19 protein-coding genes are annotated in these 14562 nt (G+C 34.1%); 11 read left to right on the top strand and 8 right to left on the bottom strand.

The window, feature by feature from the left end; translation table 11 throughout:
- The first annotated feature begins 13 nt into the window (after positions 1 to 13).
- The 3 genes from G626_RS0111895 to G626_RS0111885 are packed head-to-tail and all read left to right on the top strand — an operon-like array spanning position 14 to position 1620.
- Positions 14 to 757, top strand: coding sequence for a TIGR04255 family protein (locus tag G626_RS0111895; RefSeq protein ID WP_022933009.1), 744 nt, complete (start codon positions 14 to 16; stop codon positions 755 to 757).
- A gap of 9 nt (positions 758 to 766) precedes the next feature.
- A complete protein-coding gene (locus G626_RS0111890) occupies positions 767 to 1051 on the top strand; it encodes a hypothetical protein (protein WP_022933008.1) in 285 nt (94 codons plus the stop codon).
- An 8-nt stretch (positions 1052 to 1059) separates the two neighbouring features.
- Positions 1060 to 1620, top strand: coding sequence for a hypothetical protein (locus tag G626_RS0111885; protein ID WP_022933007.1), 561 nt, complete (start codon positions 1060 to 1062; stop codon positions 1618 to 1620).
- Positions 1621 to 1663: 43 nt separating this feature from the next.
- Here the strand turns inward: G626_RS0111885 and G626_RS16525 are convergent, their stop codons facing one another.
- Positions 1664 to 1987: a helix-turn-helix domain-containing protein gene (locus tag G626_RS16525; protein ID WP_022933006.1), complete on the bottom strand. Its 324-nt coding sequence runs from the start codon at positions 1985 to 1987 to the stop codon at positions 1664 to 1666.
- Between the two features lie 110 nt (positions 1988 to 2097).
- Here G626_RS16525 and G626_RS0111875 point away from each other — a divergent pair, with 110 nt between their 5' ends.
- The 5 genes from G626_RS0111875 to carB all read left to right on the top strand — a co-directional run bounded on the left by G626_RS0111875 (position 2098) and on the right by carB (position 7262).
- Positions 2098 to 3633 carry a leucine-rich repeat protein gene (locus G626_RS0111875; RefSeq protein WP_022933005.1) on the top strand — a complete coding sequence of 512 codons (1536 nt, stop codon included), beginning with the start codon at positions 2098 to 2100 and terminating at the stop codon, positions 3631 to 3633.
- Positions 3634 to 3783: 150 nt separating this feature from the next.
- A complete protein-coding gene (locus G626_RS0111870) occupies positions 3784 to 4005 on the top strand; it encodes a hypothetical protein (protein ID WP_022933004.1) in 222 nt (73 codons plus the stop codon).
- The gene (gene vapC, locus G626_RS0111865) at positions 4002 to 4406 is read left to right on the top strand and encodes a type II toxin-antitoxin system tRNA(fMet)-specific endonuclease VapC (protein ID WP_022933003.1); all 405 of its coding nucleotides are present in this window, start codon (positions 4002 to 4004) and stop codon (positions 4404 to 4406) included. The genes G626_RS0111870 and vapC overlap by 4 nt, the downstream gene beginning before the upstream one ends.
- 29 nt (positions 4407 to 4435) lie before the next feature.
- On the top strand, positions 4436 to 5506 hold the full coding sequence (locus G626_RS0111860; protein ID WP_022933002.1) for a hypothetical protein: 1071 nt from the start codon (positions 4436 to 4438) through the stop codon (positions 5504 to 5506).
- A gap of 166 nt (positions 5507 to 5672) precedes the next feature.
- Positions 5673 to 7262 (top strand): carbamoyl-phosphate synthase large subunit, encoded by a 1590-nt coding sequence (carB, locus tag G626_RS16520; protein ID WP_022933001.1) that lies wholly within the window; start codon positions 5673 to 5675, stop codon positions 7260 to 7262.
- A 149-nt stretch (positions 7263 to 7411) separates the two neighbouring features.
- Here the strand turns inward: carB and G626_RS0111850 are convergent, their stop codons facing one another.
- From G626_RS0111850 to G626_RS0111825, 6 genes are all read right to left on the bottom strand, one after another.
- Positions 7412 to 7933, bottom strand: a complete 522-nt coding sequence (locus G626_RS0111850; protein ID WP_022933000.1) for a hypothetical protein — start codon at positions 7931 to 7933, stop codon at positions 7412 to 7414.
- A 58-nt stretch (positions 7934 to 7991) separates the two neighbouring features.
- Positions 7992 to 8405 (bottom strand): hypothetical protein, encoded by a 414-nt coding sequence (locus G626_RS0111845; protein ID WP_156003323.1) that lies wholly within the window; start codon positions 8403 to 8405, stop codon positions 7992 to 7994.
- A gap of 76 nt (positions 8406 to 8481) precedes the next feature.
- The gene (locus G626_RS0111840; protein ID WP_081647543.1) at positions 8482 to 9117 is read right to left on the bottom strand and encodes an AAA family ATPase; all 636 of its coding nucleotides are present in this window, start codon (positions 9115 to 9117) and stop codon (positions 8482 to 8484) included.
- Positions 9092 to 9868 carry a hypothetical protein gene (locus G626_RS0111835; protein ID WP_022932997.1) on the bottom strand — a complete coding sequence of 259 codons (777 nt, stop codon included), beginning with the start codon at positions 9866 to 9868 and terminating at the stop codon, positions 9092 to 9094. The genes G626_RS0111840 and G626_RS0111835 overlap by 26 nt, the downstream gene beginning before the upstream one ends.
- Positions 9869 to 9928: 60 nt before the next feature.
- Positions 9929 to 10339, bottom strand: coding sequence for a hypothetical protein (locus G626_RS0111830; protein ID WP_022932996.1), 411 nt, complete (start codon positions 10337 to 10339; stop codon positions 9929 to 9931).
- 98 nt (positions 10340 to 10437) lie between these two features.
- A complete protein-coding gene (locus G626_RS0111825; RefSeq protein ID WP_022932995.1) occupies positions 10438 to 11259 on the bottom strand; it encodes a hypothetical protein in 822 nt (273 codons plus the stop codon).
- A 106-nt stretch (positions 11260 to 11365) separates the two neighbouring features.
- Between G626_RS0111825 and G626_RS0111820 the strand changes: the two genes are divergently transcribed.
- The 3 genes from G626_RS0111820 (at position 11366) to G626_RS0111810 (ending at position 14097) form a co-directional block, all read left to right on the top strand.
- Entirely contained in the window at positions 11366 to 12391 is a 1026-nt protein-coding gene (locus tag G626_RS0111820) for a helix-turn-helix transcriptional regulator (protein WP_022932994.1), read from the top strand.
- 143 nt (positions 12392 to 12534) lie between these two features.
- Positions 12535 to 13026, top strand: coding sequence for a type III toxin-antitoxin system ToxN/AbiQ family toxin (locus tag G626_RS0111815; protein ID WP_022932993.1), 492 nt, complete (start codon positions 12535 to 12537; stop codon positions 13024 to 13026).
- Positions 13027 to 13170: 144 nt separating this feature from the next.
- Positions 13171 to 14097, top strand: coding sequence for an ATP-binding protein (locus tag G626_RS0111810; protein ID WP_022932992.1), 927 nt, complete (start codon positions 13171 to 13173; stop codon positions 14095 to 14097).
- Positions 14098 to 14237: 140 nt separating this feature from the next.
- On the opposite strand, the gene G626_RS0111805 is transcribed toward G626_RS0111810, so the two are convergent.
- The coding region (locus tag G626_RS0111805; RefSeq protein WP_022932991.1) for an IS3 family transposase at positions 14238 to 14562 on the bottom strand (325 nt) is incomplete at its 5' end.

Genomic DNA, 14562 nt, shown 5'->3' with positions numbered 1-14562 from the left:
GAGAAGGAAATTAATGGCAGATGTTTTCCCAAAAAAATTAGAAAAATGTCCTCTTATTGAAACTGTATTAGAAATTCGATTTAATTCATCTTTATTAGATGAAGCCATCTTTGGAGTTATATATAATAGTATACAGAAAGATTACGCATCTTTTGTTCCAAAGCCACAGCCAATTTTACAGATTCCTTTAGAAATAAGAAAATCTGATCCAAATATTATGTTTCAACCTCTTTATAGACTTGAAAATAATAATTTAAGTATAGGAATAAGTCCAAAATCAATAATTTTTTCAAATACAAAAGATTATAAAGGATGGACTGCATTTAAGGAATTTGTGCAGTCTGCCATGGATTCAATTTTAAACACAGATGCAATTACTTCTGTACAGCGAATAGGAATAAGATATATAAATGTTATCTCCGAATCTCTGTTTGATGCGACCTTAATGAAAATAAATCTGGGGGATACAATAATTTCAAAAATGGATGTAAATACATCTCATATTGAAAAGCAACTAGAAGATGGAATGTCGTTAATTTACCAATTAAATAATAATGTTCAGGTCAGTATAAATGGAGAACAACCAAAATCTGCTTCGATGATAGATATTGATTCTGTTTATCAAAAAACTTTATCAAAGGAAGAATTCTCTAAAAATTATAGTAACTATCTGGAGTTGTTGCATAAAAATGAGAAAAAGGCATTTTTTGATTTATTAAACAAACAGTTCATGGAATCTCTTAAACCAATATATTAGGAGTTCTTTATGAATAATGAAAAATTTTTAACGATTGGAACACTGGCTCTTTCTGTTGCATTTTCTACCGGCACTTTGCAGCATATAGAAAATAATAGGAATAATTATGCTAAGCCAAATAACTATGTTTCTATTATAAATAATCCACAGACTTATAATAATATAATTATTGTGGATGCATCTTTGCTCAATCAAAATAATCTGAATTCAGAAAATGTAATTTCTTTACCAATTCAAGGTAAAAAAAATGTAATATTAAATGGAGCAAGAAAGCGAACTCTCGCATGGTTTTAATTGCTTAAATGGAAATTTCTAATTGGTATCAAATTATAAATAATGAGCTTTCTCTTGAACAAGGTGATATTATTGAGAATTGTAAAATATTATTACCTCAGGAGACGCATTATTTAGCACTGCTGGATGATAATGATACTTCAATTCAAATGGATTATATTGAAACAAATTGTATTATTCTTTCTCAGTCATGCGATTTAGAAAATGAAAAGATAGATTTTGTTATTTTATGTCCTATATGTACACTAAAAGACTTGATTGCACAAAATCCTTTTTTTAATAGTTCAAATGCTAGGGAACAATTAAGACAGGGCAATCAGCCTTCATATCATTTGTTAAACAAATTACAATTGGATAATAATTCTGAGGAAGATTTTTATTGTGTAAGTTTTCATCATATTTTTTCAGTTCCAAAAAATTATTTAAAAGCTATAGTAAAGGATAAAGCAAGATACAGGTTATTATCACCTTATAAGGAACATTTAGCTCAAAGTTTTGCAAGATACTTTATGCGTGTTGGACTTCCATCAAATATATCTAGTGAAGAAATAAAAAAGTACGGAAAATAGTTTATTATTATTTTTCTTTTAATTAAAAATTCGTTGTATTTTTTTATGATTTAAATCTTTCTCCTACATCTTCAATCGTTTTTGATATTTCTTCAGCAATCGTTTTTACAAAAAAATCAATTTTTTCATTTTTACTATTTTTTTCTTCTAAATCAAGTTGAAAAAATGTAGAAATAGGAACATCAAAGAATGTTGCAAATCGTGCAATTGTCTCAGGGGAAACCCATTTCTTGCAATTTTCAATATCATTGATAAATGTAAATGCCATTTGTAATTCATTTGAGAGTTTAAGTTGAGACAAGCCTTTTTGTTTTCTTAATTTTTTTAGATTTTCTGCAAAAACTTTTCGTACTTCTATTTCTTCCATGATACTACTCCATTAGTGTATAGTTTATTACACCAATAGATTGACTATTTGACAAAACTTTATTAGAGTTATACATATATCGCTAATAGCGTATAGCACAGGAGGAATTTATGAAAAAAAATTTAAGTATCATTATCTCATTAATGATGGTTTTGTCTTGTTTTGCAAAGGAAATACCTTTGCAAATAACGGAAACGGATTTCGGATTAGAAATTTCGAATTTCGATTCAAAGGGGAAACGGATTTGCAAAGGAGATTTAAACTTTGATTACACTAACGAGGTATATATAATTTTTAAAAATAAGTCTGATAAATTTCAATTAGAATCACTCGCTCATGAAATTGTGTACAACAATGCTTTGATAAAGTTTTTAGTTTTGGAAGGAGAAACTTTCTCTAATGCCACTCTAAATAAAAAAACTCAAAAGTATGGACCATTGGCTAATTATGACAGTATTCTTGTTGTTTCCAAAGATGGAAAATTTTTAAATTACAAGGCAATAAGTGATGGAAAAAATCTTAATCTAATACTTTCTGATTTTCAGAAGGATGAAACTTTGGAATTAAATAAACGAGTTATACAATTAACTACTGAAAAAGAGAGAATTGAAGCTGAAGAAAAAGCAGAACAAGAAAGATTAGCAGCTGAACGAAAAGCTGAAGAAGAGAGACTTGCTGCTGAACGTAAGGCAGAGGAAGAAAGAAGAGCTTATCAGAAAAAAATTGATGATTTAAAATTAAGTGCTGATAAGATAAATGAATATCTTGGATATAGTGATGTATATAAAACTGATTTATATGCCTACTATATGGATAAGAGCGGAGATTTGGCAATTATTTGTTATCTAGGAGAATCAGTTGACACTCTTGTTGTTCCAGAAAAGATAGAAGGAATTCCTGTGGGAACAATATATTCATTGCAGTCACTAAATAATGCAAAATTCAAGAATGTTACGATACCTAAATCTGTAACAACTATATCTGATAATGCCTGTGTTGGATTAGGAATTGAAAAATTAAACTTCGGAAAAGATTCAAAACTTTCTAGAATTGGCGTAAACGCATTTAGATATAATGAAATACATGAATTAAATCTTCCTAGAAAGGAACTTACGATTTGCTTTGACGCATTTTCTGATAATAAGATTAAAAAGATTTCTGTTTATAAGGACTGGGGATTCCAGTATCATACCCCTTACAACAAGTTTAGTTTGGAATATTGCATTACACAGGAAGATAATGCTTTCTTGAAATCAGATTTATTAGAAGAAGTTATTTTTGAAGAAGGCTGTACTTATATTGCTCCAAAATGTTTTGCAGAATGTCATAATCTCAAAAAATTAAGTATTCCTTCTACGATGAGAAAATTTGGTGCATATGCATTTAATGACTGCACATCATTATCGGACATTTCGTTTGCGGGAATTCCAATTGCAGATGTAGATACACTTGAAGATTTATATAAAAAGGCAAAATTACAAATTGATCCAGATGAAGATCTTCTTGGTTTAGGAGCGGCATTACAGTCTTATACAAGATTGGTAACGGATCCTTGGTCTGCCGTAAAAGCATTTGGTAATTGCCCAGTTGGACTGAAAGTAAAACGAACTTTATTGAAAATGGGACTACCTGAAAATGCATTTTAGAAAAATTATTTAATTAAAAGATTTCAAAGACTGCTTTTTGAGAAAGCAGTCTTTTTTATATTACCTATATTATAATTAAATATACTTGCAAATATACTTGTATTAAAAATATTTATATTCTATTATTATATATAAACAGGAGGTGCAAGTATGCCACAGTTATCTCTATATGTAACACAAGAGCAGTTTCAAAAAATAGAAAGAGAGGCTCATGCTGAAAAAATGTCTCTTTCAAAATGGGTTGTTTCACAATTAATGAATAGAATAGAACCTCGTTATCCAGAAGACTGGGCGGAATTATTTGGATCCGTTTCAGATACTTCTTTTGAACGTCCTGTTCAGCCAACTCTTGAAACAAGGGAGTCTTTATGATTTATTTTGTAGATTCAAATACATGTATTTACTTTATGAATGGAAAATTCTCATCGGTAAGGGAAAAATTTCTTTCCATTTCTCCCAAGAATATAAAGATTTCAGCTATAGTAAAAGGTGAATTGTTATTGGGGGCATTTAAAAGTCAAACACGTGAACAAACAACAAATAAAGTCGAGAAATTTCTTAGGCCTTTTGATGTTGTCGATTTTTCAGATAAAATGACTTATGAGTATGCAGAAATCAGAGGGGATTTAGAAAAGACCGGACAAACAATAGGTGCAAATGACTTACTAATAGCCGCTACAGCATTAAGTGAAAATGCAATTCTTGTGACACATAATATTGACGAATTTTCTAGAGTTAAAGGATTGAAGATAGAAGACTGGGTGGTGGAGTAAAGCCTTTTTCAGAATTTCAAAGGAGAAATATGAATATTGAAGAATTAAATAGAGTTGTTCAAACAATTAAAACTAATCCAGATGTTTTAAATAATATACCTGAAAAATACCTGCAGCCAAAGGAAATTCGTAACAAGCTTACAGGAGCTTTCTTTACGTCAATAAAACCTTCAAAACACTCTAAATGTATTTACCCCAAATGCATAGAAGAAGCGATAGCTTCACATTCTATTCAACACGCTTTATTAAATACAATTTCTAATCCGAATAAAGAAATTCTGCATTTTGGATTTGATATTAGTAAAATGGAATTTAAAAAAATTGTAAAACCCATACCGACATCTGAAGCAAGTACATTTCTTGGATTTTGTAATAAACATGATTCTGAGATTTTCTATCCAATAGAAAATAATTTACGGCCATTGTTATCTACAGATAATGAACAAATGTTTTTATTAACCTATAGAGCTATTTGCAGAGAGTATGTAAAAGCAAAGGAATCTTCTAATACAATAAAAAAGTTTTTATCACAAATAAATAATCACGAAGAATTAAATGATTATGCCCAATTCTTTGCAATACTGGAAGCATATCAAGGATATTGTGAATTACATTGGTTAGAATGTTTGAAGGTTAAATGCGACGAATTATTACAACATAAAAAGTATGAACAATTATTTGATTATAGATATATAGAAATTCAAAAACAATTATCTTTATTTGCAGAAAGTTTTTTTGCAGTACAAGGAGCAACAGAAGATATTATATATAAAAAGGATATAACAAAAGAAATGCCGTTATACTGTGCTATGACTATAATTCCAAATGATGGTCATACAAAAATTTTTTATTCAGTTCTGAAAGAACAAACAAATGAATTAAAGGCTTTTCTTCGGAGGTTTGAATCAAAAGATTATGAACTTGAATGTTTTATAACAGATTGTATTATCAGAAACTGTGATAACTTTTATATTTCTGAAGATTTTTGGAGAAAGATACCATCAGATGATCGAAAAAAATTACAGCATCATTTTTATAAGACAATAATAGATAGAGAATATGATCTTTCTAATGAGTTAAATTTTTTTGAATATTTATAGCAAATTGCGACAGCAATTTACCATGCGGGTCTTAGGGCGGAGCCCTAGGAGAAAGGGGTGTGGTGAAGACGCGACAAAGCGGAACAAGTGGCAAAGTTTACTTTGACACTTGTGGAGCGACTCGCGGCTGAACCCAGGGGGAAGGCCTCCCCCCCCCATCATCTTTATGAATCAAAAGATTATGATTTTGGGCGGTGGTCCTAACAGAATTGGTCAGGGTATTGAGTTTGACTACTGCTGTTGTCATGCCGCAATGCAGCTTAAAGAAATGGGCTACGAAACAATCATCGTAAACTGTAACCCTGAAACTGTTTCTACAGACTATGATACTTCTGATAAACTTTACTTTGAGCCAGTTACAACTGAAGACGTTCTTCAGATTTACGAAAAAGAAAAGCCATTCGGAGTTATCGTACAGTTTGGTGGACAGACTCCACTTAACATTGCCCGTGAACTTCAGGAAAACGGTGTAAACATCCTGGGAACAAGCATTGACTCAATCGACATAGCTGAAGACCGCGACCTCTTCCGCCACATGATGGAGAAATTGGAAATCCCAATGCCAGAAAGTGGAATGGCAATTGACTTTAATGAAGCCAAGGCCTGTGCAGATAAGATCGGCTACCCGATTATGATTCGTCCTTCTTTCGTTCTTGGCGGACGCGGAATGGAAGTAATTTATGATGAAGCAACTTTGAAGGAATATGTTGAAAAAGCTGTTGGTGTAACTCCTGACCGTCCACTTTTGATTGACCGCTTCTTGAAGAACGCGCTTGAATGTGAAGCCGACGCTCTTGCAGACAGCACACACGTTTACATCCCTGCTGTTATGGAGCACGTTGAGCTTGCAGGTATTCACTCAGGTGACTCGGCTTGTGTAATTCCTCCTGTAAGCATCCCTGCTGATAACCTTGCTACAATCAAAGAATATACAAAGAAGATTGCTGAGTCATTGCACGTTTGCGGTTTGATGAACATGCAGTACGCAATTGAAAACGGAAAGGTTTATGTAATCGAAGCAAATCCTCGTGCATCTCGAACAGTTCCTCTCGTATCAAAAGTTTGTGACACTCAGATGGCTCGCCTTGCAACACGTATGATGCTTGGTGAATCACTTGAATCACTCGGCCTCAAAGACAAGAAGATTCCTTACTACGGAGCAAAAGAGGCTGTATTACCATGGGCACGCTTCCCTGGAGTTGACCCAATCCTCGGACCTGAAATGCGTTCTACTGGTGAAGTTCTTGGTCTTGCTGAAAATTTCCCACTGGCATTCTACAAGTCACAGGAAGCTGCCGGAAGTGAACTTCCACACGCACCGGCTGCCTGGGAAAACAAGAAGGTTCTTATTTCCCTCAGCAACAAGGAAGGCCAGAAGGATCAGGTTCTCGAAATCGGAAAGACTTTGAAGAACCTCGGCTTTACACTGGTTGGAACACAGGGCACAGCAGACTTCTACAACGCAAACGGAATTAAGTGCGACGTTGTAAACAAGATTGGCGCCGGCCGCCCAGACGTAGTAGATATGATTATGAACAAGGAAGTTTGCCTGGTAATCAACACACCAAAAGCAAAACGCAACTACGCCGAAGACCGCAAAACAATTCGCAAAGCTTGTTTGAAGTACAAGGTTCCTTACATCACAACTCTCGCTGGTGGCGTTGCCGCTGTAAAGGGAATTGAGAGTGTTAAGAACGGTAACGGTGGTGAGGGTGGAGTTAAGTCTCTACAGGAATATCATAGCTTGATAAAGTAAGAGATTCCCGCATCAAGTGCGAAAATGACATTGCTTGTCAAGCCGGGCAATGACAGTTTTTTGTGTCATTGCCGTGCTCGACACGGCAATCTCTCAATTCGGCTATCTATAGTGCCAGTCTTGCTTTTTGTGGCAAGGCTGGCGTTTTTTTAATTAGCTAATTTCTTTGCATACTGAGACAGAATCCCTTTAGTCAAAGATTCTTCCGATTGTTTTTCACACCATTTGTTAAAAAAGTTGGCTAATTCTTTTGCGGTGATATTGTGAACAAATTCTTTTATGCCTTGAGGAATTTTTCGTTCATCTGGAGTTCTCCAGTTAATGCTTACAATCATCGGCGGCTTTATATAACATTCAGTAAGACATTTATCAAAACATCGCTTTAATTCTTTGTCATTTTTTTTACAATCAAGGTTGCTTTCTATTAAAATGCCATATTTTTTATTTTTGATTAAAAAAATTGTCTGCTTTATGTTGGTTGAAAATTCAAGAAAATCAAAATCCGCCAGAAATGAATCACGGGCCTTTTCAGACATTTTTACAAAATCCAAAAAATCTTTCAAAACATCGGGCGAACTTGTTTCGTGATTTGGATTCAACATTGAAAACAAAATCGCACTGTGAAAGTTTTTCCATTCAGTTCGGCTTTTCAAGAATTTTTCTTTATTCATAATTTTCTCCAGATGCTTTTAATTCTAGTATCTCTTATTATCATTTAACGATAGTCGATTATTTGAGATTAAGGTCTGAGTTAATTCTTTTTATCACATTATCAATTTCATTTTCAGACAGTCCCAAGTCATGGCTCATTACTTCTATATATCCAGTATCTTCAAAACTGAATGACTCTTCCACAAAATCTTTTAAAACAGTCAATCGCAGTTTATACATTTCAACAACGAGATTGATTAAATCTTCTGTCAGATCTTCAGCTTTTAACAGCTGCAACTTATGTTCCCATATAATGCATCTTTTCCTATTCTTACAATAAAAAATCAAAAGTCCTTTCTTGAACTGCTTTTCAATGTTTCTTATTGATAAATTGGAAAACATCGGCATCTTTTTTACATATCCGCTGATTAGTTGTGGTACTTTAAAGCCGCAAAAATCTATATTACCAAACGAAACAAGATAAGCGTTCATGCACAAATACATACAAGTGTTTTGTGCTTTTTTCTTTTTCTTCCGCCTACTCATCTTCGACTGCCTGTCTTGCAAATTAGTCACCCATTCTATCAATTAGTGCTATGACTTTTATAACATCATTCTCACTTGGGTAAATTCCGATAAGACAGTTTGGAATCTTCTTGTTAGAAATCTTATGCCAATTAATCTCTTTACATATTTCTACAATGCATTGTTTTTCGTCCACCTGTTTTAACAATCCTTCAAAATGATTTGAAACATTTCTATTTGATTTATTAAAATCTTTAATCAAGCGCAACTCTGGAAATTTGAATTCCTGCAGGTGACTCTTAAAACTTTCAAATGAATAGTATTGCTTTGTGTCTATCTGCCAGAAATTATTCCCACTTTTCTCAAGCCGATGCTTAATAATGATTGATCCTTCATTATTTTCTTTGCCGTAACAGAGAGTGACTTCTGCAAAATCATACGGTTTTCTTGTTTTATTACCGTGAAAAATGATTGTTTCAGGAGTGTTGTCCGTACCATCAGTATCAAGCAAAGTCCAATTTATAGCATTAAGAAGATTTGATTTTCCAAATTTTGGCGGGCCGGCTACAATATTCAAGTGAGGTGAAAAATCCACATGTACCCGGTTGTAGAAATTCTTATAGCCTTCAATATCCATATATTTCAGAAAAATCTTATTCATTTCCATTGCTCTTTCCATAAAGAAATCTTGTCATCATTAGATAAATGCATACAAAAGGAATGGTGTTTCCGACTGCAATTACTGCGTTATTGAAAAACGATTCTTCAAAGCATAATTTTTCAAACATCATATCTTTTACCATTCCGCTTCCGAAATGACATAAACATACAACAAGACTACCAACTAGATAATTTCTTATTTTTTTGATTTCAAAAGCAATGTCTTTGTTTAATTCGACTGTTGCAGCCAAATTATCATTTTCAATAACGGCTTGCTTATCAGAAATAATTCCAGCATATTCTTTGTATGCTATATCCTGCTTCTGTACATTTAACGTATCTTGATTGAATTTATTACTTACTTCAATTTTTCTTTTTACTCCATTTTCCAGAAAAAGAATTAAGATGTACAACAAAAGCCAAAAATAGATAAGGAATCCAATAAGGAAGGCTTCTCTGTTAGGCAATCGGTCTGTAAGCCATTTGTAGAGTTGAACACAAAAAAGCTGTTCCTGAATATTGTTTGCTAACAAAGAGAAACGGACAGAATGGATTTGCAAAATTAAAATCACTATCGTCAGGTATGGAATATTATACGAAAAAATCTCACAGACATGTTTGACACATTTTCTCGAATTTAAAAAGCAGAAAATAAAGCAAACTGCAAATATACTTCCTATCAATATTTCTTCCATGAGCTTCGGAAATGGCAATAATAGCAAAACAAACAAAAAGACCAGCGTATTTTCAATAATCAGTTTCTTATTCATATTTGCCTCCAAGACAGTAATACTCAAAGCATTTTATTTCAAAATACTTTGAGTTATAAACTACAATTTCAGTTTCTTTGCTATAGCTTGAATGTCTTTTTTGTAAAGCCAAATACCCATTACTGGATTCTGCTGATAATAAGCTCTACCGGAGAGAAAACCAACGATAGAAGTATTTTTCTGATCTTCAATTATGTAAATAACATCACCACTTTCCATAAACGGCTTATTGTTTATTACGGATTTACCACCTTCCTCAGAAGTGACTTTTGTACCAGTGGAAGTGAATTTTGATTTTGGAATTGTAATGCGGGTTATGTATCCGCCCAGTAAAGTCTCTTCAATTACAATAAAATCACCATTGAGTGTAACTGTGCATGGAGTCTTGTCAGCAGTCTTGAGACTAAAAGACTGAGCAAATACTGCTGTTGCAATAAACAACAGACCCAAAAAAGAAATAAATTTTTTCATAATTCCTCCTATCGCTACTTTTTAGCAGCAATGTTTCAATGTTAGTTCACTTATAACACAGGCTGCTATCATTTCGCGATAGTGGAGGATTTTTTTAATTATTTTATCTTCGGAAATAAAACTTTCATTACAGGATTATAATAGTGATATTTATCTTTTTTATCTGGTGCAGAAAAATGGAATAAGTCTATAAAATCTATTTCATGTCCGTTAAGATTATATTTACCATATTCTGCAACTTTTTCTCTATTATGTGTAACTGAAGATGTTTTTGAGAAATTTTCATTTGGAAGACATAAATCTATAAAATGTTCATCAATTTCCCAATCCCACAAATTTGCAGTTATCATTACATCTGGATTTAAGAATTCCAATTCCTTTTTGAAAAAATTCGTTTTTTCCAATTCAGAATCTTCAAAAAATTGAGAAACTAATTTTGTATTTGCTTGCCAGTTTTTAGGATGGTCATTACTGTATTTTGAAATATTTATGCAAGCAAAACCATAATCATTTTTTTCATACATTTTATTTAATATTTCTTGTGCTGTTGGGATATCTTCAAAAGAAAAATGTCCTTTATTCCTTATTCCATAGACGATGTAAAAGATTCTTCTCCACCAATTATTCTTACCTATGCATGTTTCATCAAAACATTCTTTAGTTGTATCTCTGAAATCATAACCGCCTATTTTTCTGGGCTCGCGTCCTACAAAGAGTATCCGCAGATTCTTTTCATCAAAATACCCTGGAAAAAATCCATCTTTTGCAAAGCACCGCTTAGGAGACCGTTTTGTCTTATTTCCATTATCAATTGTATTTTTATTCTTAGTTGAAACTTGTGAAATCCAATTTTTCATAAGAACTTCTAGTTCATCATTTTTCTTTTGCTCATAAACTGAGAAATCAAATTTATAATCCATATTGCACTTACATTATATCACACATTTTTCTATATAAAATTCAATAATATAAAAATTTTTAACTTTACTATCACTAAATGATAGTAAATCGTGGTATAATCTAATCATGAAGCAGAAGTTAAATCCCCCAGAACGTACTCTTAACAAAAAGATGCTTGAACGACTCATAATCATTCACAACGCAATCAAAGCTGGAATGTACCCGGATGTTCCAAAATTGCAGAAACTTTACTGCGAGCAGACAGGTTATAGTAAGGTTGGAGAAGCAACAATTTACCGTGATATTGATTTGCTCCGAACATATTTTCATGCGCCACTCGAGTTTGACAGGGAGAAAGGCGGGTATTATTATTTTGATGAAAAATGGGATTTTGCCCTGAATAATATTTCCACGGAAGATGTGTTTTATCTTTCTGCCGCCAAGACGCTTCTTTCAAGTTTTGAGGGAAGCCCGATTTACAACTCGATTTCTGATGCTATTAACTTCGTAACAGATACACAGGGAGTTGGAAAAAGTTCACTTTTAAAACGAATTGCTGTTGCACCAGTTCCCAAAGTAAATATTGATGAAATAGTCTGGAAAAAATTTCTTGAAGCAATCCGCAATGACTATGTAGTTGAGTTTGATTATAACGGTCGCTGGAATACTGAAACATCTCATAGAAAACTTGCTCCTTATCAATTTCTTTTTGATGACGGTTCATGCTTCATTTTTGGATATTCTTATGAACGAAATGCAGAGCGGATTTTTTCTTTAAGCAGAATCAAAAATCTTGAAGTTACTTCAGAACACTTTGATTTACCGGAAAATTTTGATTTTTCATCTCGTTGTGGTGGCGGTAAGTTCGGAATCTTTATGAGCGATAAAGCTGTAGATTTTGTAATTGATTTATATAACGATGCCAGAGAAATCGTCAAAGAAAGGATTTTAGCAGATAATCAGAAAGTCACGAATTTTGAAGAAGAAGAGAGAACTCGTGTAGAGTTTTCTTCAACTCAAACTCTCAGAGTGATGGAATGGATTCTATCACAAGGCTCTCATGCTATTCCTATTTCTCCAGATTGGTTTGTTGATAATTGGAAATTGACGGTAGAAGCTATGATGAAACGAGTTAATGGGATTTTTGATTGAGAATGTTAATAACATCAAACTTCAAACCTTCACTTGACTTCTCTCTGGTTCTGCATTATATTCTAACCATAAGGATATCGCACCTTTGACTGCGAAATTTATACGGCCGAGGCAGTTTTTATTGCTTCGGCGCTTTTTTTTATATGGCAGATTTAGAAATCTACGAAATCGATTCAGCTTATATTGAATATCTTTCTGCATTTGAAGAGCATCTTTTCAGAAACAAAAAGGTAACTCAAGACTTCTCTCGAAAATATATTGGAATTATACTCGAAATCGAAGGATTCAAATATTTTGCGCCCCTTTCATCTTTTAAACCCAAACACAAACGGCTTTGCGAAACTGATGATTTTATAAAGATTGGTGTCTATGCCGTTATCAATTTGAATAATATGTTTCCTGCTCCTTTAAATATCTGTAAACCTGTTCTTATTTCTGACATAAAGAATGAGCATTATAAAAACCTTATAAGAGCCGAATACCGTATCATTAAACAGAAATCTGAACAAATTGTAAGTAATGCAAGAATAGTTTATGACCATAAGCTTATAAATGACGGAAAATCAAAGCTAAGCCAGCGGTGCAATAATTTTAAATTGCTTGAAGAAAAGTGTAGAGAGTACAAAAGTAAATAGCAAATTGCGACAGCAATTTACCATGCGGGTTTTAGGGCGGAGCCCTAGGAGAAGGGGTAGCGGAAAACGCCACTGGCGGTTGGAGCGAGGGGAAAGCTTTCCCCTCCTTCATTAAAAAAAAATCACGTTTACATTCCTGCTGTTATGGAGCACGTTGAGCTTGCGGGTATTCACTCTGGTGACTCGGCTTGTGTAATTCCTCCGGTATCTATTCCGGCTGATAACCTTGCAACAATCAAAGAATATACAAAGAAGATTGCAGAAAGCCTGCACGTTTGCGGATTGATGAACATGCAGTACGCAATTGAAAACGGAAAGGTTTATGTAATCGAAGCTAACCCACGTGCTTCGCGCACAGTTCCTCTTGTATCAAAGGTTTGTGACACTCAGATGGCTCGCCTTGCTACCCGCATGATGCTTGGTGAATCACTTGAATCACTCGGCCTCAAAGACAAGAAGATTCCTTACTACGGAGCAAAAGAAGCAGTATTGCCATGGGCACGCTTCCCTGGAGTAGACCCAATCCTCGGACCTGAAATGCGTTCTACTGGTGAAGTTCTTGGTCTTGCTGAAAACTTCCCTCTGGCATTCTACAAGTCACAGGAAGCTGCCGGTTCAGAACTTCCACACGCACCGGCTGCCTGGGAAAACAAGAAGGTTCTTATTTCCCTCAGCAACAAGGAAAGCCAGAAAGATCAAGTTCTTGAGATTGGAAAAACTTTGAAGAACCTAGGCTTCACACTGGTTGGAACTCAGGGCACCGCAGACTTCTACAACGCAAACGGAATCAAGTGCGACGTTGTAAACAAAATCGGAGCCGGCCGCCCAGACGTAGTCGACATGATTATGAACAAGGAAGTTTGTTTGGTAATCAATACGCCTAAGGCAAAACGCAACTATGCTGAGGACAGGAAGACGATACGCAAGGCTTGTTTGAAGTATAAGGTATCTTACATTACGACTATTGCCGGGGCGCTTGCTGCGGTTAAGGGAATTGAAGCTGTAAAGAACGGTAATGGTGGTGAGGGTGGAGTTAAGAGCCTTCAGGAATATCACTCGTTAATTAAATAGTTTGCACACGGATTCGAAACGGCTAACGCCGTTTCCGTGATGTCTGGTGGTTGAGTAACCCTTAGGGCATATCGAAACCATAATAAAAAGAAAGACCATCCTTTACTAATGAAGTGCACCCAAGAAATTGGACACTTTAACTAGGCTGATTTTAAGGACTGATTCCTAAATTGTAAAGGGGTCAGTCCTTTGAATTTAACCTTAATTCTTTTTTCGTTGTACCAAGTAAGATACTCTATTAGTTCTTTCTTGAAATGCTCTACAGATTCAAACTCCTGCAAATATAAAAGTTCTGATTTTAATAGTCCAAAGAAATTTTCCATTACAGAATTATCAAGACAGTTTCCTTTTCTGGACATACTTTGTCTTATTCCTTTCTTTTTCAAACGTTCCCTGTAATTGTACATCTGGTACTGCCATCCTTGATCTGAATGTAAAATCAAATTTGTACCGTCTGGTATCTTT

It is taken from the genome of Treponema bryantii NK4A124 (genome assembly GCF_000421345.1).
GTDB classification, from domain to species: domain Bacteria; phylum Spirochaetota; class Spirochaetia; order Treponematales; family Treponemataceae; genus Treponema_D; species Treponema_D bryantii_B.
Note: the sequence above shows the minus strand (reverse complement) of the source record. Positions and strands in the feature narration are given on the sequence as shown.